Source organism: Neisseria sp. P0020.S005, from assembly GCF_051957055.1.
In the GTDB taxonomy this organism is placed as follows: Bacteria; Pseudomonadota; Gammaproteobacteria; order Burkholderiales; family Neisseriaceae; genus Neisseria; species Neisseria subflava_A.
Window position 1 is genome coordinate 22828 of sequence record NZ_JBQCWV010000010.1, and the last position, 21888, is coordinate 44715.

The following is a 21888-nucleotide window of genomic DNA, read 5'->3' on the forward strand; positions in this document are numbered from 1 at the left end:
GATTGTGTTCCTTTTCGGAGTCATGGTAGGGAGGATTTGTTTATTTCTTAAGAGACCGATTTTTTCAGACGGCCTTTAATAGTGTAATAGTGCTTTCAAATGAATGACCCAGACAATATCATTTTCATACCCTATTGATTTAAATGAAATTTAATATCGCATTAAATCACTTGGTTATTGATAATCTATATCCACTGACCATTCACTTACACAGAAATAAAATTACATTATTTTTAAATGATAATCTTATTGCGAGGCCGTCTGACAATATTTGCCTTAAGTATCTGAGAAATAAATTTAGTATCTTGTATTTAAAAGGAAAATACCTAAATTTCAGACGGCCTTTCTTATTCTCTAATACAATACACAATTGTAAAATCTGTGTCATTTTCTCCCTCAATCTTCTTGACTGATATCAAACTTGTTTGATTTTTTGAAATTTTATAACAACCTTTCACTTACTCATATACCTAAATATTATTCAATATATACAACAATCTATGCAAAATTATCTAATATGTAATAATGGTTTCTACTAGCAAATATTAGATTATTTTTGCAAATATACTAAAAAGGTAATTTTCTTTTACCTTTAAAATCAAATATAAATAATTAATTTGTCTAAATAATAGGCATATTTTGTTTACAATCTCTTCCTTAAGCAAGGCTAATCCCTCCCTATCATCAAATCCAACAAATTCTGATACACTTCGCCTTATATAGATAAATATTGATTTTAAAAGAATTTCTGAGTAAATGACTTGGATATTTCCTCACACACAATAGATGTAATAAAAATACAATTAATCAAATTACCCACTATTCCAACTTCCAATTTCACAGGAACAAACCATGAGTGAAAATTTGTTAACCCTGACCATAGACGGCCATGAAGTCAAAGCTTCCGCCGACTCGTCAATCATCCAAGCCTATGCCCGTTCAGGCAATGCGATTACTGCCAATGTCGGCTGTATGGGTCAAGGCGTATGCGGTTCCTGCCGCTGCATGATTCGTAAAGAAGGCGAGCGCGAAGTCACCACCGCACTGGCATGCGAGACCAAAGTTGAAGAAGGTATGCAGGTCAGCTTCTTGGATTACTTTATTCCGGAGCACATCCAATATTACGACGTCGGCGAGATTGGTGATGGCTGGAACTGGTTGGACGATACCGCCAAAGCCTTCCCAGAAGCGCAAAACTGCCGTCATTGCGGCGGCTGTAATCGCGCCTGTCCTAAAAGTTTACAAGTAGAAAACGGCGTAGCGCAGGTAGTTTCCGGTGATTTCGGCGCGGCTGCGCTGACCTTCGACCAATGCGTGATGTGCAACCTCTGCACCCTCTCCTGCCCCGAACACATCCGTCCGAACCACTTAGGCCTGTTCGCTCGCCGTATGAAAGCGGCGCGTACGCTGCGCCCTGTGGATTTGATGCGCCGCCTGCGCGAAATCGACAGTGGCAAAATGAAAGTCGAATTTGAAGAGGAGTCAGTGTAATGGTTAACAAAATCCAAGGCATAGACTACGAAACCGCCCTTGCCAACCTGCGTGCGTCCTCATTGGAGCTGCGCGGCGATTTACCTGAAAAGAACGAATTACTGAGCCAATTTCACCCTGACTATCAGGCAAATGCGCGTGTGAAACTGCCTATCGGCCCAAACCAAGGCGATTACTGCCATCCTGATTTGGCCAAACTCTTAATCAGTCAGCCTCTGATTGACGACTATGATTTGTCAGGCGCAGAACACTTGAACACCGACGTATTGGTGATCGGCGGCGGCGGTGCGGGTGCGGCAGCAGCGTTGTCTGCAACTGAAGCAGGCGCGCGCGTCATCATGGCGAACAAACTGCGTATCGGCGACAGCAATACCGTAATGGCAGAAGGCGGCATTCAAGCAGCGGTCGGCGCAGAAGACAGCCTGCAACAACACTTTGACGACACCATCAAAGGCGGCCACAACGTCGGCAAAAAAGAATTGGTGGCGCAAATGGTTACCGATGCGCCGTCCGCCATCCGCTGGCTGATTGGCTTGGGCATGACTTTTGACTTGGCTAAAGGCGCGGACAGCAACGGAATGTTAAGCCGCAAACGCGCAGGCGGTACGACCGTACCGCGTATTTTAAGCTACCGCGACTTTACCGGCCTTGAAATGATGCGCGTACTGCGCGAGGCAGTCGAACTCGACGAAAACATTACCCAGCTCAACCGCCACCCCGCCATCGAATTATTATCAGACGAACACGGCCGCTGCGTCGGCGCGATTTTGTACGATTTGGAAAAACGTTCTTTGGTGTTGGTTCATGCCAAAGCCGTGGTCTTGGCAACCGGCGGCAGCGGACGCCTGCATTTACAGGGTTTCGCCACTTCCAACCACTATGGCGCGACTGCAGACGGCCTGGTAATGGCTTACCGTATCGGTGCCAAACTGCGCGATGTCGATTCTTTCCAATACCACCCGACCGGCGTTGCCCACCCTCCTCACTTGGCAGGCGCTCTGATTTCCGAAGCAGTGCGCTCTGCAGGCACCAAACTGGTCAACGGTTTGGGCGAACGTTTCGTTGACGAATTGCAACCGCGCGATGTTGTTGCCGCTGCGATTCTGCGCGAATGCCGCGAAGGCCGCGGCGTGGTACGTGACGGTCAAGTCGGCGTGTTCCTTGACACCTCGCGCCTGATTGCTAACGACCCTGACGTATTAAACCGTTTGGTAACACTCGGCCACGTTGCCCACAAATGCGGCATCGACCCTACTGTTGAGCCGGTCATGATTCATCCTACCCTGCACTATCAAAACGGCGGTATCGAAATCAACGGCAACGGCGCAACCTGCGTAGAAGGCCTCTATTGCGCCGGCGAAGTAACCGGCGGCATTCACGGCCGCAACCGCCTGATGGGCAATGCGCTTTTGGACATCATCAGCTTCGGCCGCCGTGCCGGTAAAGCCGCGGCAAATTGCGGCCTGCCGCTGAAAAAAGTACGCGGCGGTGTCGGACACGTCCACGACCTGCAACGCGAAATGACCCGCGCCGGTCTGACCAGCGACATCAAAGCCCCCGTTTTATATCCCGACTACGGCAAATTCGATTTGCGCGAACACGCCGGTTTGCAGGAGCAACAATCATGAATCAAGCCAATCAAAACTTACTGCATCCTTCCCGCCAAGTCGGCGCAGATTTAGCCGCGTGGCGCAAAGTCGGCGGCGGCGAAGGCCTGCTGGCTGCGCTTGCCGATCCTCAAAGCATTGTTTCCAAACTGCAAGATGCCAATCTTTGCGGTATGGGCGGTGCAGGTTTCCCGACTTGGCGCAAATGGGAAGCGGCCGTTGCCGCCCAAAGCAAAAATGGCGACAAATACGTTGTCTGCAATGCCAACGAAGACGAACCGGGTACATTTAAAGACCGCGTACTATTGGCAAATACGCCGCACCAAGTCATCGAAGGCGTCCTGATTGCCGCCGTTGCCTGCCGTGCCAACAAAGCGATTTTGTACGTCAACCCTCATCAAACCGAATCCATCGCTTCCATCACACCGGCCATCGAGCAATGGAAAAACAGCGATTTGTTTATCCGTATTGAAAACTACTTGGGTAAACCTTTGGACTTACAACTGGTTGAAACTTCAGGCCGTTATATCGGCGGCGAAGAAACTGCCGTAATTTCATGGCTGGAAGGCGGTTTCCCCTTCCCCCGCCGCAAACCACCTTTCCCAGCCGAAAGCGGTGTCAACGGTGAGCCGACCCTCATCAACAATACCGAAACCTTCGCCAATATTCCGCAAATCCTTGCCAAAGGTGCGGAATGGTACAAATCTTTGGGTTTGGGCGATGCGGCCGGTACGAAACTCTACTCGCTCTCCGGCGACGTATTGAATCCGGGCCTGTACGAACTGCCGATGGGTACGACCCTTCAATCGCTGATTTACGATCACGGCGGCGGTATGCTCGAAGGCCGCACGTTTAAAGCCGTATTTACCGGCGGCCCGTCAAACACGCTTTTGACCGTAAAAGATTTGGATGTGCCTTTGGACTTCGTTTCCGTACGCGAACGCAAATCCAGCCTCGGTACCGGCGCGATGATTGTGATTTCTGAAGGTACCAGCGTGGTGCGCAAAGTGGCCGAGTATGTGGAATTTTTTGCTTCCAACTCATGCGGTCAATGCCCTCCGTGCAAAGGCGGCACATTCCAGCTTTCCCGCCTGCTCAACCGCGTGGACACCGGCATCGGCACTCCCGACGACCTGCGCGCCCTGCAAAGCCTGTGCCAACTGTTGCCACGAAGCGGCCGTTGCGGTTTGATTGACGGCGCGGTTACCGTGTTGCAAAGCTCGCTGCGTACCTTCCCCGAAGAGTACGGCCTGCTTCAAGAACAGGAGTAAAACGACGTTGTTTTCAGACGGCCTGTTACTGTAAAGGCCGTCTGAAAAACGATACCCGAATCCCTTTCTCTTCTTTCCAAGATGAAAGAGAAGCCCAATAAGAAAAATACCTTCCAAACCTACCAAAATACGTTCAGACAGGCTTTAGCAACACTCAGGCCGTCTGAAAACCGATTTCCCAATACTTCAATCCTCAAATTAGGAGATTCAACATGGGCTTCAAGCCAATTCCTGCTGCGGTCGCACTTGTGCTGACGCTGCTTATCTGGTTCGTTATCCCCGTTCCTCAAGGCGTATCGCCTGACGCATGGCATCTTTTGGCATTGTTCGTCGGCATCATTGCCGGCATCATCGGCAAAGCCATGCCTATCGGTGCAATGGCGATTTTGGGCATTACCTTGGTTGCACTGACCGGCGTGACCAACGAAAAAGCCGCCGACGCAACCAAAGACGCTTTGAGCAGCCTCAACAACTCACTCATCTGGATGATCGGTATCGCCATCATCATCTCGCGCGGCCTGTTGAAAACCGGCTTGGGTATGCGTATCGGCTACCTCTTGATTTCCCTCTTCGGCAAACGCACGCTGGGCGTAGGTTACAGCTTGGCATTGGCCGACTTGGTTATCGGTCCGGTAACGCCAAGTAATACCGCGCGCGGCGGTGCGATTGTGCATCCGATTATGAAATCCATTGCCTTGAGCTTCGACTCTGACCCTGAAAAAGGTACGGAAGGCAAAATCGGTAAATACCTTTCACTGGTCAACTTCCACTCCAACGTGATTACCTGTCTGATTTTTATCACTGCCACCGCACCCAATCCGCTGGTCGTCGAATTGGTTGCCAAAGCCACCAATTCGGAAATCCAACTCTCTTGGGGTACTTGGTTCTTGGCGATGGTCGTACCCGGCCTGCTTGCTATGCTGCTGATGCCGCTGGTGCTGTATTTCCTGTATCCGCCTGAAATCAAACAAACCCCTAACGCCACTGCATTGGCAAAAGAGCATTTGGCTGCCATGGGACCGATGAAGCGTGAAGAAAAAATCATGCTGGGTATTTTCCTGGTTCTGCTGCTGTTGTGGGCGGGTATTCCTGAGATGCTGTTCGGCGTGAAAGTTGACGCTACTGCCACCACCTTCCTCGGCTTGAGCCTGTGTCTTTTGACCGGCGTACTGACTTGGGACGACGCGCTAAAAGAAAAAAGCGCGTGGGACACCATTGTTTGGTTTGCTGCCTTGGTTATGATGGCAAACTTCCTCAACAAACTGGGCCTCATCAGTTGGTTGTCCGACTCCATGCAAAGCGGTATCGCCCACATGGGCTTGGGTTGGGAAACCGGTTGCGCCCTGTTGATGCTGGCCTACCTCTACGCCCACTACGTTTTCGCCAGCGGTACGGCACACGTTACCGCCATGTTCGGCGCATTCTACGGCGCAGGCTTGGCCTTGGGCGCACCACCGATGCTGTTTGCCCTGATTATGGCAGCCGCTACCGGCATCATGATGTCGCTGACCCACTACGCCACCGGTTCTGCTCCTGTCATTTACGGCTCAAACTACGTCAACATGACCGAATGGTGGAAAGCCGGCTTCATCATGAGCGTGGTCGAAATCCTGATTTTCAGCACTGTCGGCATCTTGTGGTGGAAAGCCTTGGGCTATTGGTAATCCTTTAGCCGATTGAAAAATCAGGCCGTCTGAAACTCCAATTTCAGACGGCCTTTTGTTACAATTTCATTTTTACCGAACACACTCGATTACCGTGAAAATACTTATTCTCGGCAGCGGCCAAGTCGGCTCGACCGTCGCCCAAAACCTCGCCTCCGTTCCCAGCAACGACGTTACCATCATCGACATCGACGAAAAAGCGCTCAACCGCATCAGCAGTCGCCTCGATGTCCAAACCATCGTCGGCAACGGCGCATCACCCTTTACCCTTGAACAGGCAGGCGCGGCGGACTCCGACCTCCTGCTTGCCCTGACCCGCAGCGACGAAACCAACATCGTTGCCTCCAAAATCGCCGCCGACCTGTTCAACATCCCCGGCCGTATTGCACGCGTGCGCTCAAGCGAATACCTCGAATATCCGGTTGACGGCAGCGACAACCCCGAAGAAGGCAGCCTCAACATCTTCGGCATTACCGAAACCATCAGCCCCGAACAGCTGGTTACCGAACAACTCGTCGGCCTGCTCAACTACACCAGCTCATTGCAGGTACTCAGTTTCGCCAACGATAAAGTGCGCATGGTGATTGTTCAAGCTCGCAAAGGCGGTTTGCTGATCAGCCGTGAAATTGCCGACATCAACCAACATCTCCCCGAAGGCGCGGACTGCCAAATCTGTGCCATATACCGCAACAACCGCCTTATCGTCCCCACGCCGCAAACCGTCATCATCGAAGGCGACGAGGTACTTTTTGCCGCCGACATCAGCAGCGTTGAAGCCATCATGCGTGAATTGCGTCCGAAAGAAGCGCGTACCCGCCGCATCATGATTGCCGGCGGCGGCAACATCGGCTACCGCCTCGCCAAGCAGCTTGAATCCAAATACGACATCAAAATCATCGAATACAAACCCCAGCGCGCCGAATGGCTGGCCGAGAATCTGGACAACACCCTCGTCCTGCAAGGTTCCGCCACCGACGAAACCCTGCTGGACGAAGAATACATCGACGAAATCGACGTCTTCTGCGCGCTGACCAATGATGACGAAAACAACATCATGTCCAGCCTGTTGGCGAAAAACCTTGGTGCCAAACGCGTGATTACCATCGTCAACCGCTCAAGCTACGTCGATTTGCTCGAAGGCAACAAAATCGATATCGTCGTTTCCCCCCACCTGATTACCATCGGCTCCATCCTCGCCCACATCCGCCGTGGCGACATCGTTGCCGTCCATCCTTTGCGCCGTGGTACGGCCGAAGCCATTGAAGTGGTGGTACACGGCGATAAAAATACTTCCGCCATCGTCGGCCGCCGCATCAGCGGCATCAAATGGCCAAGCGACTGCTACATCGCCGCCATCGTCCGCGGCGCAACCGGCGAGGTCATCATGGGACACCACACCGAAACCATCCTCCAAGACGGCGACCACATTATCTTCTTCGTTTCACGCCGCCGCGTCCTACCGGAGCTGGAAAAACTCATTCAAGTCAAAATGGGCTTTTTTGGTTAAACCCGAAATCCGTTTGCTTGAAGCGATAAAAAGGCCGTCTGAAAACCTTTTCAGACGGCCTTTATTCTTGTTTTATTTACGCTTTGGTAACATTGTTCTTACGACCAAACCAAACAAAACCAATCACACCCAATACAATCATCGGCACGCTCAACCATTGACCCATGGACAAACCCAAGGTCAACAGGCCGAGATAGTCGTCAGGCTGACGGGCAAATTCGGCAATAAAGCGGAACAAACCGTAACCGCCCAAGAACAATGCTGCCGTTTGTCCGGCCGGACGTGGTTTTTTTGAGAAAATCCAAACGATGACAAACAGGCAAATGCCTTCAAGGGCAAACTGGTAAAGCTGAGATGGATGGCGCGGCAACATGCCGTATTGTTGCAGCCATTCGGCCCACAAAGGATTGTGCGCTGCAGCTTCCGCATCTTCGTAACGCGCTTGCGGGAAACCCATTGCCCAGAAAGCATTGAGTTCGGTCACGCGTCCCCAAAGTTCGCCGTTGATAAAGTTGCCGATACGGCCGGAAGCCAAGCCCAGCGGTACGAGCGGCGCAACGGTATCCATCAATTTCAAGATACTGATGTTGTGCTTGCGGCCAAACAGCCACATGGTAACGACCACACCCAAGAAGCCGCCGTGAAACGACATGCCGCCTTCCCAAACTTTGAAAATATCCAACGGGTTGGCCAGATAGTCGGAAAATTTATAAAACAAAACGTAGCCGATACGGCCGCCCAAGATGACGCCCAAGATACCCCAAGTCAGGAAATCGTCGAGTGTTTCTTTGGTAAACACAGAATTGCCCTGCGCGATACGGCGGCGGCCCAAAATCGTAAACAGGATAAAGCCGACAATATAGCTCAAAGCATACCAGCGGATGGCAAGCGGGCCGATGCTGATCAGCACCGGATCAAACTGGGGATGTATTATCATGATGTGTGTTCCTTATCTCAAAGGCCGTCTGAAAGCCTGAACTTTCAGACGGCCTGTATGCGGTGTCGGATGGTTTAACGCAAATCGTCAACCACATTCAAAATAGCAGACAACATTGCCTCGCCCAAGCGCAGCGAGCGTTGGCCGTTCCAGCCGAAATCATCGTCCGGCAGATTGGCATTGTCTTTAAACGGCATTTCCAAAGTATAGGCAAGGCAGTTGAAATGATTGCCGACCCAGTTGGTCGCCAAAGTCATGTTTGCCTGACCCGGCGCATCTTTGTCATAGCCGTAATCGTCTTGGAAATCTGGGCTGGCATTGAACAGCGCGAGCTTGAATTGGTCTTCCAAGGCTTCGATGCGCTCGTTGTAGTTCGGCACGCCTTCGGTACCGGCCACAAAGACAAACGGCAGGCCTTCATCGCCGTGAATATCCAAGAACAAATCCACGCCGGTTTCCATCATTTTTTCACGGACGGTAAAAACTTCGGGGCTTCGTTCCAAAGTCGGGTTTTCCCATTCGCGGTTAAGGTTGGCACCGGCGGCATTGGTGCGCAGGTTGCCCAATACCGAGCCGTCCGGATTCATATTCGGCACGATGTAAAAAGTCGCACGGTCAAGCAGCATGCGCGCGGTCGGATCTTGCGGATCAAGCAGACGGCCCAGCAAACCTTCGACAAACCATTCCGCCATGGTTTCACCCGGATGCTGACGGGCGATAATCCAGACTTTCATGTCGCTTTCGACTTGGTTGCCGATGGTCAACAGATTAATATCACGGCCTTGAACGGTACTGCCCAAGTCGTCGATACGGCACAAACCGCTGCCCTGCGCATCGCCCAAAAGGTTCAAATGCTGCTCGTTGGAATAAGGCTCGAAATAAGCGTAGTAAACGCTGTTGGACAAAGGCGTATGGTTGATGGTCAACACGCCGTTTTCATAGCTGGTCGGCACGCGGAACCAATTTTGGCGGTCGTAAGAAGCGCAAGCCTGATAGTCCTCCCAGCCCAAAGGATACGCAGCGTCCGCCGCATTTTCAAAATGCATCACGCAGTTTTGATAGGCCGCACCCTGCAAACGGAAGTAAAACCATTGGGCAAACTCCGAAGCATTGTCGGGACGCAGGGCGAGACGGATATCGGCAGGGTTGCTCAAGTCTTTGACAACGACCGAACCGGCATCGAATTGGGTGCTGATTTTCATCATGGGTATCCTTAGTAATCGGCAAAGAGGCCGAAGCAAACCGTCATTTTACCGTTTGCATGAGGCTGGTTTCAACCATTTAACTGATTTAACAGGATTTCAAGCGCTTGGAAATATTGTTTCAGACGGCCTTTGGGATTAAGATAAAGGCCGAAATCATGAAACAAGGTTGAAACCATGACTCAGCAACAATCTGTCTCCTCTGCGATCAAAGCGCGCGTCCTTGCCGAATCTTTACCTTATATCCGCCGTTTTTCCGGTTCCATCATCGTCATCAAATACGGCGGCAACGCCATGACCGAGTCGGCCTTAAAAGAGGGCTTCGCACGCGATGTCGTCCTGCTCAAACTGATCGGACTGCATCCCGTCATCGTTCACGGCGGCGGCCCGCAAATCAATGAAATGCTGGAAAAAGTCGGCAAAAAAGGAGAATTTGTTCAAGGCATGCGCGTCACCGACAGCGAAACCATGGACATCGTAGAAATGGTTTTGGGCGGACACGTCAATAAAGAAATCGTTTCCATGATTACCTCCTTCGGTGGTCGCGCCGTCGGCATTACCGGCCGGGACAACCACTTCATCAAAGCGGAAAAACTCCTAATCGACACGCCCGAACAAAAAGGTGTGGACATCGGCCAAGTCGGCACCGTAGCCGACATTGATACCCGTTTGGTGGAAGGCTTGGTCGAGCGCGGCTGCATTCCGGTCATCGCACCCATCGGCGTAGGCCAAAACGGCGAAGCGTTCAACATCAATGCCGACTTGGTTGCCGGCAAACTGGCGGAAAAACTTCAAGCCGAAAAACTGCTGATGATGACCAACATCCCCGGCGTACTGGATAAAGAAGGCAAATTATTGACCACTCTGACGCCAAGCCGCATTGACGAACTGATTGAAGACGGCACGCTGTACGGCGGCATGCTGCCTAAAATCGCCTCTGCCGTCGAAGCCGCCAAAAGCGGCGTCAAAGCCACGCACATCATAGACGGCCGCGTTCCCAACGCCCTGCTCTTGGAGGTACTGACCGATGACGGCGTAGGCTCGATGATTTTGGGCGAAGGCTAATCTGGTTTTTAGACGGCCTTATGCCTGATTTAATCAGCTTTTCACCCTAAAAAGGGTAAAAAATGTTACACTATACGGCTTATGTTTGTTTGAGCGATATTGACGTGAAACAAACTTACAGTCGGTTTTATACCGACGCCGATGCCATGCCCGGCAAAGACGGTATAATGTCTGCATTCATCAGACTTCGGCAATCATCCTCAAGGCCGTCTGAAGCGTAACAAAGCTACTTTTCTTTTACCATCCTATTTGGAGATATTCATGAGCGCAATCGTTGATATTTTTGCACGCGAAATCTTAGACTCTCGCGGCAACCCTACTGTAGAGTGTGACGTATTGTTGGAATCCGGCGTCATGGGCCGTGCAGCCGTACCAAGCGGCGCATCAACCGGTCAAAAAGAAGCTTTGGAATTGCGTGACGGCGACAAATCTCGTTACTTGGGCAAAGGCGTATTGAAAGCCGTTGACCACGTTAACAACCAAATCGCGCAAGCCCTCATCGGCATCGATGCCAGCGAACAATCTTATATCGACCAAATCATGATCGAATTGGACGGTACTGAAAACAAAGGTAACTTGGGTGCCAACGCCACTTTGGCCGTTTCCATGGCCGTAGCACGCGCGGCCGCTGAAGATTCAGGCCTGCCGCTGTACCGTTACTTGGGCGGCGCAGGCCCAATGGCTCTGCCGGTTCCAATGATGAACGTTATCAACGGCGGCGAACACGCCAACAACAGCCTGAACATCCAAGAATTCATGATCATGCCTGTTGGCGCAAAATCTTTCCGCGAAGCCCTGCGTTGCGGTGCCGAAATTTTCCACGCGCTGAAAAAACTGTGCGATAGCAAAGGCTTCCCGACTACCGTTGGCGATGAAGGCGGTTTTGCACCCAACCTGAACAGCCACAAAGAAGCCCTGCAATTGATGGTGGAAGCCACCGAAGCCGCCGGCTACAAAGCAGGCGAAGACGTATTGTTCGCCCTGGACTGCGCATCCAGCGAGTTCTACAAAGACGGCCAATACCACCTGGAAGCAGAAGGCCGCTCCTACACCAGCGCAGAATTTGCCGAATACCTGGAAGGCCTAGTTAACGAATTCCCAATCATTTCCATCGAAGACGGCATGGACGAAAACGACTGGGAAGGCTGGAAACTGCTGACCGAAAAATTGGGCAAAAAAGTTCAATTGGTCGGCGACGACTTGTTCGTAACCAATCCAAAAATCTTGGCCGAAGGCATCGAAAAAGGAGTGGCAAACGCATTGCTGGTCAAAGTCAACCAAATCGGTACATTGAGCGAAACCCTGCAAGCCGTCGACTTGGCCAAACGCAACCGCTACGCCAGCGTAATGAGCCACCGTTCCGGCGAAACCGAAGACAGCACCATTGCCGACTTGGCAGTTGCCACCAACTGTATGCAAATCAAAACCGGCTCCCTGTCCCGCTCCGACCGCATGGCGAAATACAACCAATTGCTGCGCATTGAAGAAGAATTGGCCGAAGCCGCTTACTACCCTGGCAAAGCCGCATTCTACCAACTGGGCAAATAAGAAAAATATAGGATATTGATTGTATGAAGTGGGTGACTTTTGTTTTAACCTTCGCACTTTTGTGCTGTCAGTACAGCCTTTGGTTTGGTAAAGGCAGCGTCGGGCATACGGAAGAATTGCAGGAGCAGCTCGTCCGTCAGGAGGAAAAAAACCAAACGCTCACTTTACGCAACAATTTCCTCAATGCGGAAGTTGAAGACTTGGCACACGGACAAGAGGCTATCGCCGAAATTGCCCGCGTCGAATTGGGCTACGTCCAAGACGGCGAAGTATATTACCGAATCATCGACCGCCGCTAAACCCTATCAAACAAAGGCCGTCTGAAAACACACTTTTCAGACGGCCTTTTTTATCGCAATCGCTATATAATCACATATCCCAAAATCAAATTACACCCATCATGTATGACGTAAACACCCACGATGTCCGCCGATTTTTTGCCCACGTCTGGCAACACAGACTCGCACCACTCCAATTGGACGGCCTACAGCAAAAAGCCTTACGCATTATCGAAGCCCATCCCGAATACGGACACTATCTCGAAGACATCGAACAATATTTAGATAAAGAATGGCTGCCCGAAGACGGCGAAAGCAACCCATTCCTGCACATGTCGCTACACCTTTCCCTACAAGAGCAAAGCGCCATCGACCAACCGCCGGGCATCCGTGCCATCCACCAACAACTTTGCGCCCGTTACAACGGCGACTGGGTCAAAGCTGAACACGATATGATGGAAGCCTTGGCAGAAACCATCTGGGAAGCGCAACGCTACGGACGGGGCCTAGATGTCAACGCCTACATGACCCGCTTGAGGAAATTGATCGGCTTAGGCCAAGAAGAAAACGCCCGCCTCAATCCCCATGAAGTCGGCCTGATGGATACAAAGTAACTTCTTTTCAGACGGCCTCAGCCCATACAAATCCTTACGCTTGCCAAAGCCAACGTTTCCATCTTTCATGCTAAATTACTTTTTTGAAATCCCCTTATAAGGAAACCAAAATGCTCCGTCCAGCCTTTACCGCCCTACTGCTAGCCGCCTCCCTGCCCGTAGCAGCAGAAAGCCTCAACTACAACATCGTTGAATTTTCCGAATCCGCCAACATGGAAGTACCACGGGACACCATGACCGCGTATTTCAGCGTCAATGCAGAAGGCAAAGACCGTCAAGCCGTCAACCAAGCCTTCATGAAGAAATTCAACCAGTTCAACAAAATCTCCCAAAACAGCAAATTTAAAGCCGAGCTAATGGAGCGCAACGCCTCACCGCGCTATCAATACACCAACGGCAAACGTACCCAAACCGGCTGGGAAGAACACGCTTACTTCAAAGTAGAAAGCAAAGACTTTGAAGCACTCAACCGCCTGATTGCCGACAGCATCAATATCGCCGTTTTGGAAAACTCTTCATTTTCCGTATCCAAAGAAAAACGCGAAGAAACCGTCGACCAACTGAGCAAAGCCGTCATCCTGCGCTTCAAAGACCGCGCCCAAAACCTCGCCCAAACGCTCGGCTTCTCCAGCTACAAAATCGTTAAACTCAACCTGGGCCACATCGGCAACCGCCAAGTCGGCGGCGATTTCGCACGCGCCAAAATGTTACGGGCAGCCCCTGTCGCAGAGATGGCTGCGGGAATAGAAGATGGTGTACCAGCCTCTCCAGGTTCGGAAGAAATCAGCCTGACCGTCAGTGGCTCGGTACAAATGTAGGATTTTCTTTTGAATCATTTGAAAGGCCGTCTGAAAGTATATTTTTCAGACGGCCTTTTATATTACTCAATGATTAAAATGGCATTTAATCCCGAAAGAAGGCAGGCTCATAGCGAAGAGTTCGGCAAAACCGATACTGTTGTGTTAATGTCTTACGGCAAATCACCGGAAGAAATTGCCGCCAATGCAAAAATGATGCGGATTGGCAGCGAACTGCTTACCGATATGACGGTTGTCGGAACGATTAAAGATTTCAAATAGGCCGACACGTTTAGAGATTATGCTGTTGCAACTATTTTTGCCATTCCAGGAGTGAAAGTAGCTAAAAAACTAGAAACCGTCCGCGATTTCAGAAAGGCCTACGAAGCTGCCAAAGAAGCGGGGGATTTGCACACAGCCAAGAAATTGTTTGAATTAGCCAAAGATGCGAAAGGCTCGCCTAGAAGATTTGAACAACTTGAGGTTAAAGTAAGCAAGATACAAGAAGAGTTGGCAAGATTAGAAATTGATTTTGCTAAAATTCCTAAGGAATTTCAAAAAGCATCTTGGAACCCGCAAAGATTTTCTTTAGCCGATAACCAATTTGGTCGCAAAGTAGGAAAACATGCTACTGAACATGGATTTGATATGAAAACTTCTAGCGGAAGAGAAAGTTTTAAAAAATTTATTTATGAAATTGCTAAACGGCCAGATGAGTTAAGGGTAGGAACTTTTAACGGGCAGGGAATCAGGCAAGGTGCAAATCATGCACGTGGATCAGTTTTATTTAGAATTAAAGGAAATAATGTAGTAGTAACATCTCCTGAAGGAGAGTTTATAACAATTTTGAAAAATGGCTTAACTAATCCATCAGTAAAAGAAGGGATAAGGGTAAATAAATGAATGAGTTAAATGGAAGGATTTTATCAGTAAAGGGGCTTTTCTTCATATATGACGAAACGGATCTTGATATTGATGTCCAACGTCCCGATGAAATACAGTTTAATTTGGAAGGGATCCCTGTTTTATTTAAGTGTAATGGCAGCGAACCGAATCTGTCTTATGAAATCAACAAGGAAGCTGAAAACGTATCTTTAGGTAGTTATGGAGAGCTTAAAATATTCGATTTAACCGATTTTGATTTTTTTGGTTTCCTTAAAGATGAAGACCTATTGGAAATGAGAAAACTATATCTTGATGATGATGAAATCGGGTTTCGGCTAATTTTTTCCCAATCAGTGTTGAATATGATTAATTGGGGAGATGAATTTTTTTTGTTTAAAAACTTACCCGAATTTTTAATAAATGAAAATCTCCATGAATAAAAATTTAGGGGCTGTACTAGATAAGCAGTCATGTTAGACTGCAAAAATGAAGATAACCCATTGTAAACTAAAAAAGAGTATTCAAAAGAAACTGCTCCAGTTTTTTGTACTCGAAGTTACCGCCCGTTCAGCAGCTGATTTATCGGGCATCCACCCCAATTCGGCAGTGCTGTTTTACCGCAAGATTCGCGAAGTCATCAGCCATCATCTTTCACTGGAAGCCGATACGGTTTTTGACGGCTCAGTTGAGTTGGACGAGAGCTATTTTGGCGGACACCGCAAAGGCAAACGTGGACGCGGTGCGGCAGACAAGGTGGCAGTTTTTGGTATTCTCAAACGCGGCGGCAAGGTTTATACCGTGGTTATTGAGAACGCTAAAAGAGAGACGTTATTTCCTGTTATCACAAAGAAAATTATGCCTGACAGTATTGTCTATACGGATTGTTTGAGTAGCTATGATGTGTTGGATGTAAGCGGATTTACCCACCACCGCATTAATCACAAGACAACCGCTACCAGGATTGGGAAAACCACGAGCGCAAAAAGTCCGGCCTCACCGGCAGCCTGAAAAACGGCGTGGCGATGGCCGGTTACGGCAAAACCCAAACCAAGCTGCAGCAAAACAGCGTATTGTCTGCCGTAACCTCCTCCCAGATAGGCAGCCTGAAAGGCGATACCACCATCGCGGCGGGCGACAAACTGACTACCGAAGCCGCACAACTGTATGCCGGCGGCGATCTGCATCTGCAGGGGCGCGAAGTTTCCCTCGGCGAAGCCTATAACCGCAGCGAACAGCACAGCCGGAAACAGCGCAAACAAACAGGCTTCATCATAACCCTAATACTCCGGGAAAACTCAGTGGTGATCATGCTGGTCATTTGGCGGGAGATAGATTTGGCGGGTCTCCAAAGTTGGATAATCTGGTATCCCAGCTTAGCGGAGTTAATTTAAGCAATTATAAAATTCTAGAAAATGAATGGGCAAATGCATTAATGGAAAAGAAACGCGTAACGGTAAATGTTGATATACAATACAAGGGAAATAGTTTAAGGCCAGATCATTTTGTTATTCAATATGAAATTGATGGCATTAAAAAAGTTGAAAAGATTTACAACACAGGAAAGTAAAAATGAAATTTGAAGATAAGATATCAGAAATACAAAAACGTATGCTTAGCTTGGCACTTGAATTTTCAGGAGAGGGGGTTACCGCTGTCTATATATATGGTGCAAGGGAAAGAAACGTATTGTCTTTTGATGCTTTTTTTAAAGTGGATAATAAAATTATGAGAAAGGAGTCTTTTAATACAAAAGAGATTCAATGGCAGTTTCTTAATCTTGGAATGGAAGATTATTCGGAACTATGCTCTGTCTTTGCCGAGAATCATCAGGAAATTCCAACTCAGTTGAAACTCATATATGACAATGTAAATCAGAAAGCATCCGCTAATTATTCATATGAAAAATTTTTCTCGCATAGAGATGATTTAACACCGGGTAATATTTTTGAACAATGGTTTAAAGAAGAAAAGCAAAAAACAGAAAACCCGTATGGCTAATCATGATTCCATAATGCAGATTAAAGGCAGCCCGAAACCCCATTCAGGCTGTCGTTTGCATTTGGGCACGCTGGCTTTCAGCCTGCTGCTCGGTTTCGGTTCGGCTCTGATTGTGCCCGCCGCCGCAGCCGCAGCACGCAGGTGCAGGATGGCAGCAGCGCCGAAGCCGTCGGCAGCTCGCTGACAGCCGGCCGCCATCTCAGCATCCGTGCCACCGAAGGCAACATCGAAGCCAAAGGCGCACAAATCTCCGCCGAAGGCGATGCCCTGCTGTATGCCCGCGACGACATCCGACTGCTGGCCGCGGCCGACAGCCGCCGGCAAACCGGCAGCAGCAAGCGCAGCGGTTTCTCCATCGACAACCGCGACTATATCACCCCCTTCGGCACCTTTAACGATCAGGGGCAGGCTGCGGGCGAGATCGGCAGCACCCTGTCCGGAGGAAAATGGAAAGGCGTCTAAATTGTCTTCATCTGCCCAGAGTTATTTTAAAGGTGCTAATAAATCAACTGGAAAACAACCCGATACAAGTTGGCCAGGAACGAATATATGGACTGATTTAACAACAGCAAAAGAATGGAATAAACACGTTAAAAAATATGGTTCAAATTTTGGAGAAGGAATCCCAATTCTATATGAACGTGGGAAAGGTATTATTAATTCACACAAGTTAAAGTCAGGTGTTGGAGTCACAGCTCAGGGGGTGCGAGAAATACATAATAAAGCAAAAGAACTATATGACCAAACAAGAAAGGATAGATGATGGGTTACCATATTAGGATAATAAATACCAGCAAAAAAATTTCAGACGAAAATAAAATATTAAAAAACAAGGAGAACTTGTCAATATTTTTAAGAGAAAAATTTAATTATCATGAAGGTTGCAACGAGATGGGTGAAGTATATTTTTATGACCCAAACGATGAGGAAAGCATTCTTTTTTATGATGGGGAAGAATTGCTTGCAATTACCACAAGCAATGATCTACTATCATCAATGATAAAAATTGCAAGGTCGTTTAAGGATGGTTCCAGAGTTGTTGGTGATGAAAATGAGACTTACAAGGATATAAATAATGCATATCTACATGAGGATGATTATGAGCAGACGCAACAAAAAGAAGATAACTACATTAAAAAAATTAAGGACGCCATTATTCCAATAATAGTTCCTATTTTACTTGGGATAATTGCATTAATATTAAAAATATTAAAAATTAATTAATCTTAAAGCAAAGCCGACGACCGCACCCGCGCCCTGCAGGGTCTAGCCGCCGGCGCCCAAGCCTACCAACTGGCCGATGGCGTCGGCAAAGTGGCCGATGCCCTTAAAAACCAAACCGGCCAACAAGGTGCCGTCCTCTTGTCCGTTGAAGCCGGCTTTGGCTTTAAAACCGCCAGCAAGGAACAAAACCAAAACTACCGCCAAAGCCAGCAAAGCAGCCTGAAAGCCGGCGGCGACATCAATATCCGCAGCCACGAGGGCGACATTACCGTCCAAGGCAGCAACATTACTGCGGGCGACACCATCCGCCTCGATTCCGCGCGCGACATCCGGCTGCTCTCCGCCCAAGACAGCCAACATCAGGACGGCAAAAACCGCAATGCCGGCGTACAAGTCGGCGTCGGGGTTTCCGTTGGTGCCCAAACCGGCGTCTATATCTATGCCGAAGCGGCCTACGGCAAAGGCAAAAACCGTTCGGACAGCCAAACCCATCAAAACACCCTGCTGCAATCGGACAAACTGCAGCTCAGCAGCAAGGGCAATACCGTGCTGAACGGTGCCCAAGCCCATGCCCGACGCATCGACGCCGATGTCGGCGGCACCCTTTATATCGAAAGCCCGCAGGACACTGTCGAACAGGAGAGCAAACAAAGCGGCGGCGGCATCCGCGCCCAAGTCGCGCTCGGTACCGCATGGAGCGTATCCGGCAACTACAACCAAAGCAAAGCCAGCGGCCACAGCCGCAGCGTCGGCAGCCAAAGCGGTCTCTTTGCCGGCGAAGGCGGCTACCACATCACAGCCGACAGCGTCCGGCTTAAAGGCGGTGCCATCGCTTCTGCCGCAGATAAAGATCACAACGAACTGACCGCCCGCAGTTTCAGCTTTGAAGACATCCGCAACGAAAGCAGCTACAGCGCCAGCAGCATGGGCATCGGCGCCGGCTACGGCGGCAGCCTGAAAGGAAGCAACGGCTTCAATCAAAGCGCCTTCGGCCGTGCGTCCCAAACCGCCGGCCAGAACATGAACAAAGGCCTCAACTACAGCCCCACCCTGCCGCAACATGAAAGCGGCAACAGCCAAGGCTATACCCGCTCGCTGCTCAGCGAAGGCAACATCACCATCGGCGGCAAAAAAACCAGTGCCCGCGCCCTAGGCATCCATACCGATTCGGCCACTGCCCATCACGGTGCCGACAGCGTTCCCGATCTGCAAAACCTACTCGACAAACAGCAAACCGTCGCCCAATCGACTGCCGCCATCCACAGTGCCGTCGGCACCTATAGGGGCAACCGTGCCAAAGCCGCGACCCAAGAGCTGGAAAAACAACAGGCCGCTTACGAAGGCCGTCTGAAAGAACAAAACGACGGCAGCTACGAACACTACCTCAGCCTAAGCGACGCACAACGGCAGCAGGAGATGCTGGCCCATTCCCCCGCCTACGCCCAAGCCTACCAAGAAGCCCGAAGCTGGGGCGTAGGCGGCAGCAAAAGCCGTGCGCTTAGCGCCGCCGAAACCCTGATTACCGGCGCCCTGGGCGGACAGGGTGATTTACAGCTGGCGGCCAATACGTTGGCGCCGTATGCTGCAGCCGCCATCGGCAAGCGCTTCGGCCACGGTGAACACAAAAACGAAGCCGCGCAAGCAATCGGCCACTTTATGCTCGGTGCCGCCTTAGCCTACGCCAACGGCGCCGACCCGCTTGCCGGCGGCAGCGCCGCCGTTGCTGCCGAACGCGCAGCCGAGTATCTGGCCAAACAATACGACGACGGCAAGACCGCCATCGACCCGATAACGGGGAAATTCAATCCCAACCTGTTACCCGAGCCCATCAAAGAAGAGATCAAAGCGCAGACTGGCGTAATCGCTTCGGTGGTCGGCGCCGCCGGAGGCAGCCTGAAAGGGGGGAGCAAAAGCAGCACCAACGGCACCAACATCAATGCCCTGTTCAATGCGCAGGTAGGGGGCGTGTTGGGGCAGAATGCGGTGGGGAATAACTATCTCAGCCCTGGCCTAACCATTCCTTTCGTTGATAAAGAGATTTCACCTGATCAAATAAAAAAATTTGGACAAGAGTTAGGAGAAAACTGTGGAAAAACAGGGAATAAAGCTAGTTGTGCTGCCACTTATGATAAGTGGAAAAATTTATCATACAAGCAAGGAGGATTAGATCCTAACGATACATCATGGGAAAATTTCGTAGCCCTAATGTACCAACAAGAAGTATTGCCCTTATGTAAAGGCAACAAATCCTGCGAAGCGCATGTTGTTACGAGTATGCAGCTTCATGTTGTCCTCAATGCAGGCGATGCAGCAGGATTACGTGATTCGATAGAAGTAGATAGAAGAGCTGTAAATATTGCTAATGGGAACTGGGTTCGTGCAGGTTTAGATACATTAGGAGACGTTAGTACGATTTTGGGTATGCGTGCTATGGTTAATCCCAATTCTGCATATTCAAGATTGATGAATTCTGTATTTGCTACACCGAGTAAAACAGGTATGCCTCGGTCTACAACACAGTTAGGAATTGTAGGGAATTGGGAACAGAAGGCATTGCCGAAACCGCAACTACCGAAAGATTACAGATATGATCTCAATATAGGGAAAAATAATCCGAATTTTAACAAAGAGCTTCACAAGAAAATTTATGATCAAGATCCAAGAAGGATTGAAGCTGTTAAAGCTAGAGATCAGGTAAATAAAGCCAATAGAGAAAGAATAAAAAATTCTCCACACAGTCTAGTATTGGAAAAAGATGTACATGGTAATGAGATTTTTTATAGGCGTATATCTTATGAAGATTTCATGAAACTTAAAACATACGGAGAATTACCAGCAACAAGTGAAACATTTATTTCTCCGCTTAAAGCATATTCCGAACAGGGATATAATGGAGTGTTGGTTAAATTTACAACAAAACCGGGCACCATGGATCTTTTGAAAAAGATAGGTACAACAGGCAACTCGGCAACAAACCGGCTCTTTCCGGATTTGCCCCGTACAGGCAAGGGCTGGACTGAAAAAACACAAGTGCAATTCAAGCTTGAAGGTCAAGGGAAGCCATATGTGAATAAAGGGAAAGGGGTAGTCAATACAGGACTGGGTAGGGCTGGCGGTAAAGAAACTTTTGAGAAACAGATTATTTATTTTGAAAAAATTGGAGACGTAAAATGAGTTATTTGATTTTGGATGATGATATGTATTTAATCTATGATTTTAAAAAAGTCATGAAAAGAGAAAAAGAATTTATTGAAAAGACAAGATTATTATCATTAAATGACGAAAGTATCTTTGGCATCAAAAAAGACAAAGGCTTATTTGCATCAGAGGAATGGTGGAGTAATATTGATTCCGGACAGATTATCACCAGAAGCGTTTCCGGAGTGATATCGTCAATATATGAAGCGGGAATGGAACGAAGAAATATACCGAATAGTTTTAGTTTTATAGATGGTGAAGGCATCGTAAGGAATGAAAGTATGTATATGATGAATAAATCCGACAGACATTTATTTTGTGAAGGGAAGAAAATCGTCATTTTTTATGCATATAATGAACTAAAAAAATCAAATCAAAGAAAAGGAGACGTAATTGATTTGGAAAACAACTATGTTGAGCAAGTCATTGAAATGGCAATTTCAAAATAATCAGATGACGCCGGCGCCCAAGCCTACCAACTGGCCGATTCCGTCGGCAAAGTAGCCGACGCCCTTAAAAGCAACAACGGACAGCAAGGCGCCGTCCTGCTGTCCGTTGAAGCCGGTTTCGGCTTTAAAACCGCCAGTAAGGAACAAAACCAA

At 49.1% G+C, this 21888-nt stretch carries 26 protein-coding genes and 1 pseudogene; 24 read left to right on the plus strand and 3 right to left on the minus strand.

Annotated features, from left to right (window positions below; translation table 11 throughout):
- The first annotated feature begins 852 nt into the window (after positions 1-852).
- The 5 genes from ACTHTU_RS08680 to trkA all read left to right on the plus strand — a co-directional run bounded on the left by ACTHTU_RS08680 (position 853) and on the right by trkA (position 7540).
- Entirely contained in the window at positions 853-1491 is a 639-nt protein-coding gene (locus ACTHTU_RS08680; RefSeq protein WP_440362318.1) for a 2Fe-2S iron-sulfur cluster-binding protein, read from the plus strand.
- Positions 1491-3119, plus strand: coding sequence for an FAD-binding protein (locus ACTHTU_RS08685; RefSeq protein WP_440362319.1), 1629 nt, complete (start codon positions 1491-1493; stop codon positions 3117-3119). Before ACTHTU_RS08680 ends, ACTHTU_RS08685 begins: the two co-directional genes overlap by 1 nt.
- Positions 3116-4369 (plus strand): complex I 51 kDa subunit family protein, encoded by a 1254-nt coding sequence (locus ACTHTU_RS08690; protein ID WP_440362320.1) that lies wholly within the window; start codon positions 3116-3118, stop codon positions 4367-4369. The genes ACTHTU_RS08685 and ACTHTU_RS08690 overlap by 4 nt, the downstream gene beginning before the upstream one ends.
- A 212-nt stretch (positions 4370-4581) precedes the next feature.
- Positions 4582-6033 carry a DASS family sodium-coupled anion symporter gene (locus ACTHTU_RS08695; protein WP_440362321.1) on the plus strand — a complete coding sequence of 484 codons (1452 nt, stop codon included), beginning with the start codon at positions 4582-4584 and terminating at the stop codon, positions 6031-6033.
- Between the two features lie 94 nt (positions 6034-6127).
- Positions 6128-7540 carry a Trk system potassium transporter TrkA gene (gene trkA, locus ACTHTU_RS08700; RefSeq protein WP_440362322.1) on the plus strand — a complete coding sequence of 471 codons (1413 nt, stop codon included), beginning with the start codon at positions 6128-6130 and terminating at the stop codon, positions 7538-7540.
- Positions 7541-7616: 76 nt separating this feature from the next.
- Here trkA and lgt read toward each other — a convergent pair whose 3' ends face one another.
- Together lgt and ACTHTU_RS08710 are read right to left on the minus strand one after the other, a co-directional pair.
- The gene (lgt, locus tag ACTHTU_RS08705) at positions 7617-8477 is read right to left on the minus strand and encodes a prolipoprotein diacylglyceryl transferase (RefSeq protein WP_440362323.1); all 861 of its coding nucleotides are present in this window, start codon (positions 8475-8477) and stop codon (positions 7617-7619) included.
- A gap of 74 nt (positions 8478-8551) precedes the next feature.
- A complete protein-coding gene (locus ACTHTU_RS08710; protein WP_440362324.1) occupies positions 8552-9682 on the minus strand; it encodes a M14 family metallopeptidase in 1131 nt (376 codons plus the stop codon).
- Between the two features lie 174 nt (positions 9683-9856).
- Here ACTHTU_RS08710 and argB point away from each other — a divergent pair, with 174 nt between their 5' ends.
- From argB to ACTHTU_RS08805, 19 genes and pseudogenes are all read left to right on the plus strand, one after another.
- Positions 9857-10744, plus strand: coding sequence for an acetylglutamate kinase (gene argB, locus ACTHTU_RS08715; protein ID WP_049323441.1), 888 nt, complete (start codon positions 9857-9859; stop codon positions 10742-10744).
- A 62-nt stretch (positions 10745-10806) separates the two neighbouring features.
- Entirely contained in the window at positions 10807-10965 is a 159-nt protein-coding gene (locus tag ACTHTU_RS08720) for a hypothetical protein (protein WP_440362325.1), read from the plus strand.
- A 40-nt stretch (positions 10966-11005) separates the two neighbouring features.
- Positions 11006-12292, plus strand: a complete 1287-nt coding sequence (gene eno, locus ACTHTU_RS08725; protein ID WP_107736970.1) for a phosphopyruvate hydratase — start codon at positions 11006-11008, stop codon at positions 12290-12292.
- A 23-nt stretch (positions 12293-12315) separates the two neighbouring features.
- The gene (ftsB, locus tag ACTHTU_RS08730) at positions 12316-12591 is read left to right on the plus strand and encodes a cell division protein FtsB (protein WP_003679613.1); all 276 of its coding nucleotides are present in this window, start codon (positions 12316-12318) and stop codon (positions 12589-12591) included.
- A gap of 101 nt (positions 12592-12692) precedes the next feature.
- Positions 12693-13184 (plus strand): DUF1841 family protein, encoded by a 492-nt coding sequence (locus ACTHTU_RS08735; protein ID WP_003746196.1) that lies wholly within the window; start codon positions 12693-12695, stop codon positions 13182-13184.
- A gap of 110 nt (positions 13185-13294) precedes the next feature.
- Positions 13295-14002, plus strand: a complete 708-nt coding sequence (locus ACTHTU_RS08740; protein WP_440362326.1) for an SIMPL domain-containing protein — start codon at positions 13295-13297, stop codon at positions 14000-14002.
- A gap of 9 nt (positions 14003-14011) precedes the next feature.
- On the plus strand, positions 14012-14263 hold the full coding sequence (locus tag ACTHTU_RS08745) for a hypothetical protein (RefSeq protein ID WP_440362327.1): 252 nt from the start codon (positions 14012-14014) through the stop codon (positions 14261-14263).
- A gap of 51 nt (positions 14264-14314) precedes the next feature.
- Positions 14315-14884, plus strand: a complete 570-nt coding sequence (locus tag ACTHTU_RS08750; RefSeq protein WP_440362328.1) for a hypothetical protein — start codon at positions 14315-14317, stop codon at positions 14882-14884.
- On the plus strand, positions 14881-15306 hold the full coding sequence (locus tag ACTHTU_RS08755; protein WP_440362329.1) for a hypothetical protein: 426 nt from the start codon (positions 14881-14883) through the stop codon (positions 15304-15306). Before ACTHTU_RS08750 ends, ACTHTU_RS08755 begins: the two co-directional genes overlap by 4 nt.
- Positions 15307-15352: 46 nt before the next feature.
- Positions 15353-15808 (plus strand): annotated as a pseudogene (locus ACTHTU_RS08760) (IS1595 family transposase); the annotation flags it as partial.
- An 80-nt stretch (positions 15809-15888) separates the two neighbouring features.
- Positions 15889-16257: a hypothetical protein gene (locus tag ACTHTU_RS08765; protein WP_440362330.1), complete on the plus strand. Its 369-nt coding sequence runs from the start codon at positions 15889-15891 to the stop codon at positions 16255-16257.
- Complete coding sequence (locus tag ACTHTU_RS08770) at positions 16185-16433, plus strand: DNA/RNA non-specific endonuclease (protein ID WP_078836070.1); 249 nt, start codon at positions 16185-16187, stop codon at positions 16431-16433. Before ACTHTU_RS08765 ends, ACTHTU_RS08770 begins: the two co-directional genes overlap by 73 nt.
- Positions 16434-16435: 2 nt before the next feature.
- The gene (locus ACTHTU_RS08775) at positions 16436-16864 is read left to right on the plus strand and encodes a hypothetical protein (RefSeq protein WP_002233344.1); all 429 of its coding nucleotides are present in this window, start codon (positions 16436-16438) and stop codon (positions 16862-16864) included.
- Complete coding sequence (locus ACTHTU_RS08780) at positions 16857-17048, plus strand: hypothetical protein (RefSeq protein WP_083323879.1); 192 nt, start codon at positions 16857-16859, stop codon at positions 17046-17048. Before ACTHTU_RS08775 ends, ACTHTU_RS08780 begins: the two co-directional genes overlap by 8 nt.
- Positions 17006-17326 (plus strand): hemagglutinin repeat-containing protein, encoded by a 321-nt coding sequence (locus ACTHTU_RS08785; protein ID WP_440362331.1) that lies wholly within the window; start codon positions 17006-17008, stop codon positions 17324-17326. The genes ACTHTU_RS08780 and ACTHTU_RS08785 overlap by 43 nt, the downstream gene beginning before the upstream one ends.
- Before the next feature lies 1 nt (position 17327).
- Positions 17328-17627 carry a hypothetical protein gene (locus tag ACTHTU_RS08790; RefSeq protein ID WP_440362332.1) on the plus strand — a complete coding sequence of 100 codons (300 nt, stop codon included), beginning with the start codon at positions 17328-17330 and terminating at the stop codon, positions 17625-17627.
- Positions 17624-18088: a hypothetical protein gene (locus ACTHTU_RS08795; protein ID WP_003774468.1), complete on the plus strand. Its 465-nt coding sequence runs from the start codon at positions 17624-17626 to the stop codon at positions 18086-18088. Before ACTHTU_RS08790 ends, ACTHTU_RS08795 begins: the two co-directional genes overlap by 4 nt.
- A gap of 90 nt (positions 18089-18178) precedes the next feature.
- On the plus strand, positions 18179-21262 hold the full coding sequence (locus ACTHTU_RS08800; protein WP_440362333.1) for a hemagglutinin repeat-containing protein: 3084 nt from the start codon (positions 18179-18181) through the stop codon (positions 21260-21262).
- A complete protein-coding gene (locus ACTHTU_RS08805; RefSeq protein WP_002258798.1) occupies positions 21259-21735 on the plus strand; it encodes a hypothetical protein in 477 nt (158 codons plus the stop codon). The genes ACTHTU_RS08800 and ACTHTU_RS08805 overlap by 4 nt, the downstream gene beginning before the upstream one ends.
- Here the strand turns inward: ACTHTU_RS08805 and ACTHTU_RS08810 are convergent, their stop codons facing one another.
- The gene (locus ACTHTU_RS08810) at positions 21736-21888 is read right to left on the minus strand and encodes a hypothetical protein (protein WP_440362334.1); all 153 of its coding nucleotides are present in this window, start codon (positions 21886-21888) and stop codon (positions 21736-21738) included.

Coding starts and splice junctions, on each gene's coding strand:
- ACTHTU_RS08755 (WP_440362329.1), top strand. CDS start 14,881: ATGAATGAGTTAAATGGAAGGATTTTATCAGTAAAGGGGCTTTTCTTC.
- ACTHTU_RS08805 (WP_002258798.1), top strand. CDS start 21,259: ATGAGTTATTTGATTTTGGATGATGATATGTATTTAATCTATGATTTT.
- ACTHTU_RS08795 (WP_003774468.1), top strand. CDS start 17,624: ATGATGGGTTACCATATTAGGATAATAAATACCAGCAAAAAAATTTCA.
- ACTHTU_RS08740 (WP_440362326.1), top strand. CDS start 13,295: ATGCTCCGTCCAGCCTTTACCGCCCTACTGCTAGCCGCCTCCCTGCCC.
- ACTHTU_RS08690 (WP_440362320.1), top strand. CDS start 3,116: ATGAATCAAGCCAATCAAAACTTACTGCATCCTTCCCGCCAAGTCGGC.
- ACTHTU_RS08765 (WP_440362330.1), top strand. CDS start 15,889: ATGGCCGGTTACGGCAAAACCCAAACCAAGCTGCAGCAAAACAGCGTA.
- ACTHTU_RS08775 (WP_002233344.1), top strand. CDS start 16,436: ATGAAATTTGAAGATAAGATATCAGAAATACAAAAACGTATGCTTAGC.
- ACTHTU_RS08710 (WP_440362324.1), bottom strand. CDS start 9,682: ATGATGAAAATCAGCACCCAATTCGATGCCGGTTCGGTCGTTGTCAAA.
- ACTHTU_RS08680 (WP_440362318.1), top strand. CDS start 853: ATGAGTGAAAATTTGTTAACCCTGACCATAGACGGCCATGAAGTCAAA.
- ftsB (WP_003679613.1), top strand. CDS start 12,316: ATGAAGTGGGTGACTTTTGTTTTAACCTTCGCACTTTTGTGCTGTCAG.
- ACTHTU_RS08720 (WP_440362325.1), top strand. CDS start 10,807: ATGTTACACTATACGGCTTATGTTTGTTTGAGCGATATTGACGTGAAA.
- eno (WP_107736970.1), top strand. CDS start 11,006: ATGAGCGCAATCGTTGATATTTTTGCACGCGAAATCTTAGACTCTCGC.
- ACTHTU_RS08695 (WP_440362321.1), top strand. CDS start 4,582: ATGGGCTTCAAGCCAATTCCTGCTGCGGTCGCACTTGTGCTGACGCTG.
- argB (WP_049323441.1), top strand. CDS start 9,857: ATGACTCAGCAACAATCTGTCTCCTCTGCGATCAAAGCGCGCGTCCTT.
- ACTHTU_RS08780 (WP_083323879.1), top strand. CDS start 16,857: ATGGCTAATCATGATTCCATAATGCAGATTAAAGGCAGCCCGAAACCC.
- ACTHTU_RS08735 (WP_003746196.1), top strand. CDS start 12,693: ATGTATGACGTAAACACCCACGATGTCCGCCGATTTTTTGCCCACGTC.
- ACTHTU_RS08685 (WP_440362319.1), top strand. CDS start 1,491: ATGGTTAACAAAATCCAAGGCATAGACTACGAAACCGCCCTTGCCAAC.
- lgt (WP_440362323.1), bottom strand. CDS start 8,477: ATGATAATACATCCCCAGTTTGATCCGGTGCTGATCAGCATCGGCCCG.